This window comes from Mycobacterium sp., from assembly GCF_035603715.1.
Lineage (GTDB): Bacteria > Actinomycetota > Actinomycetes > Mycobacteriales > Mycobacteriaceae > Mycobacterium.
In genome coordinates, this window is sequence record NZ_DATNJW010000495.1 from 1 (window position 1) to 3,175 (window position 3,175).

Sequence of the window (3,175 nt, forward strand, 5' to 3'; positions counted from 1 at the left end):
CAGATGCTCCGGAGCCGGTGATGCCGCCGCGTTGGATTCCGTTGTCAATCGAAAATCCCTCGCCGGGCATCGCCGGGTGCTGCATGCGGATGCAGCGTCTTGAGCCGCTCCGACGAATTGAGTTGCCAGGGAACCGAAGTCACCATCACCCCGGACATGAACAGCAATCGGCCCTTCAGCCGCAACGCGCTCTGGTTGTGCAGCACGTGCTCCCACCAGTGGCCAACGACGTATTCGGGGAGGAAAACCGTCACCACGGTGCGCGGCGACTCTTTGCTCACCCGTTTGACGTAATCCAGTATGGGACGGGTGATTTCGCGATACGGCGAAGCGATGACCTTCAGCGGCACACTGATGTTGCTTTCTTCCCAGCGGCGGACCAGTTTGCGAGTCTCCACGTCGTCGACGCTCACCGTCACGGCCTCCAGCACATCGGGCCTTGTGGCGCGGGCGTAGGACAGCGCCCGCAGCGTCGGCAGATGCAACTTCGACACCAGGACCACGGCGTGGTTGCGGCTGGGCAGGACGACGTCTTCGTCGGCGTGCCGCTCGAGTTCCCGGCTGACCGTGTCGTAATGCTTGCGGATCATCTTCATCAACACGAACAACAACGTCATAGCCACGACGGCGATCCAGGCCCCGGCGAGGAACTTGGTGACCATGACGACCAGCAGCACCGTGCCGGTGGCCACGAAACCGACCGTGTTGACCACCCGGGAGCGCATCATCGTTCGCCGCACTGCCGGGTCGGTCTCGTTGCGCAGCAGTCGAGTCCAGTGCCGGACCATTCCGATTTGGCTCAGCGTGAACGAAATGAACACCCCGACGATATAGAGCTGAATCAGCGCAGTGACTTGGCCTCGGAACGCGATGATCGCGGCGAGGGCCGCGAGGGCCAGGAACACGATTCCGTTGGAGAACGCCAATCGGTCGCCGCGGGTGTGCAACTGGCGGGGCAGGTAGCTGTCCTGCGCGAGCACCGAGCCCAGCACCGGGAATCCGTTGAACGCGGTGTTGGCCGCCAGCACCAGGATGAGCGCGGTGACGATGGCGATCAGCAGGAAGCCGATGTGGAAGCTACCGAAGACGGCTTGGGCGATTTGGGCGACCAGCGTCTTCTGCTGGTAGTCATGCGGAATACCGGACAGCTGTGCGGCAGGATTGTCGACGATCTGGACACGGGTTTCCTTGGCCAGCAGGATGATGCCCATCAACAGGCTGACCGCGATCGTTCCGAGCAGCAGCAGTGTGGTTGCCGCGTTGCGCGACTTTGGCTTTCGAAAGGCCGGCACCCCGTTGCTAATTGCTTCGACACCGGTCAGCGCCGCACAGCCCGACGAAAACGACCGCGCCACCAGGAAAGCCAGCGCGAAGCCGGTGATCGAGGTGCGTTCGGCGTGCATCACGTAACCGGCGGACTCAGCGCGAATCGGCTCGCCCAGCACGTAGATCCGGAATAGGCCCCAGGCGAGCATCAGCCCGACGCCGACGATGAACGCGTAGGTGGGAACGGCGAACGCCACCCCGGATTCGCGCACACCGCGCAGGTTCAGCGCCATCACCAGCACGATGGCGCATACGCAGAACAGCACCTTGTGGTTGGCCACGAACGGAATGGCGGAGCCGATGTTGGACATCGCCGATGCCGTCGAAACAGCAACGGTGAGAACGTAATCCACCATCAGTGCGCTCGCAACAGTGAGGCCGGCGTTGGCTCCGAGGTTAGTGGTGACCACCTCGTAGTCGCCGCCGCCGGACGGGTAGGCGTGCACGTTCTGCCGATAGCTGGCCACCACGACCAGCATCACCGCCGCCACCGCGACACCGATCCACGGTGTCAGCGAATACGCCGCGAGGCCGGCCACCGAGAGCATCAGGAAGACCTCCTCAGGAGCGTACGCAACCGACGAGAGTGCGTCGGAGGCGAACACCGGCAAGGCGATCCGCTTGGGCAGCAGGGTGTGGCTCAGCCGGTCGCTGCGAAACGGCCGACCCAAAACCAATCGACGCGCTGCGGTCGAAAGTTTGGACACGAGAGCCAAGAGTAAGCGCAACCACGCCTGCCGGTACGGTTCCCTTGACGAGAATGTCTCCCATACCGGCTGGCCACTGCGGCTGGTCGGGCCGAGAGGACCTCTAGTGCGAGTGGTTGTGATGGGGTGCGGCCGGGTGGGTTCCTCGGTGGCTGACGGCCTGTCGCGCATCGGCCACGACGTCGCCGTGATCGACAGTGACAGCGCCGCGTTCAGCCGGCTGAGTCCCGAGTTCGCCGGTGAACGCGTGCTCGGCTTGGGATTCGACCGGGATGTGCTGCTGAAAGCCGGTATCGAGGGGGCCGACGCCTTCGCCGCGGTGTCATCGGGCGACAACTCCAACATCATTTCGGCCCGGTTGGCCCGGGAAACCTTCGGCGTTCGGCGGGTTGTCGCGCGGATCTACGACGCCAAACGTGCCGAGGTCTACGAACGTCTGGGCATTCCCACCATCGCGACCGTGCCGTGGACCACCGACCGGCTGCTGCACGTACTCACCCGGGAAAGCGAGACCGCGAGGTGGCGGGACCCGACCGGGACCGTCGCCGTGGTCGAGGTTGTCCTGCACGAAGACTGGGTGGGCCGCGCGGCCAACGACCTGGAGAAGGCCACCGGCGCACGGGTGGCATTCCTGATCCGGTTCGGTACCGGAGTGCTGCCCGAGCCCAAGACGGTCATCCAGGCCGGCGATCAGGTCTACATCGCGGCGATCTCCGGACGCGCGGCCGAGGCCGTGGCCATCGCGGCGTTGCCGCCAAGCGAGGACCTGGAATGAAGGTAGCGATTGCAGGCGCGGGCGCGGTCGGCCGGTCGGTCGCCCGCGAGCTGATCGAGAACGAGCACGACGTCACGCTGATCGAGCGCAAGCCCGAGCACATCGACGTCGACGCCATCCCGGCGGCGCACTGGCAACTCGGGGACGCCTGCGAAGTCAGCATGCTCGAGCTGGTGAAGTTGCACGAGTTCGACGTGGTGGTAGCCGCCACCGGCGACGACAAAGCCAACGTGGTGCTCAGCCTGCTGGCCAAGACCGAATTCGCGGTGCCGCGGGTGGTGGCCCGCGTCAACGATCCCCGCAACGAGTGGCTGTTCACCGATGCCTGGGGCGTCGACGTCGCGGTGTCCACCCCGCGGATGCTGTG

Annotated in this window: 3 protein-coding genes; 2 read left to right on the plus strand and 1 reads right to left on the minus strand. The window is 65.0% G+C overall.

From position 1 onward, the window contains the following. Positions 1-44: 44 nt before the first annotated feature. The gene (locus tag VN856_RS20660) at positions 45-2,033 is read right to left on the minus strand and encodes an APC family permease (RefSeq protein ID WP_325692407.1); all 1,989 of its coding nucleotides are present in this window, start codon (positions 2,031-2,033) and stop codon (positions 45-47) included. A gap of 106 nt (positions 2,034-2,139) precedes the next feature. Here VN856_RS20660 and VN856_RS20665 point away from each other — a divergent pair, with 106 nt between their 5' ends. Next, positions 2,140-2,808 carry a TrkA family potassium uptake protein gene (locus VN856_RS20665; RefSeq protein ID WP_325692409.1) on the plus strand — a complete coding sequence of 223 codons (669 nt, stop codon included), beginning with the start codon at positions 2,140-2,142 and terminating at the stop codon, positions 2,806-2,808. Next, positions 2,805-3,175 (plus strand): TrkA family potassium uptake protein (locus VN856_RS20670; protein WP_325692411.1); only part of this gene is annotated, 371 nt, incomplete at its 3' end. The genes VN856_RS20665 and VN856_RS20670, both read left to right, overlap by 4 nt.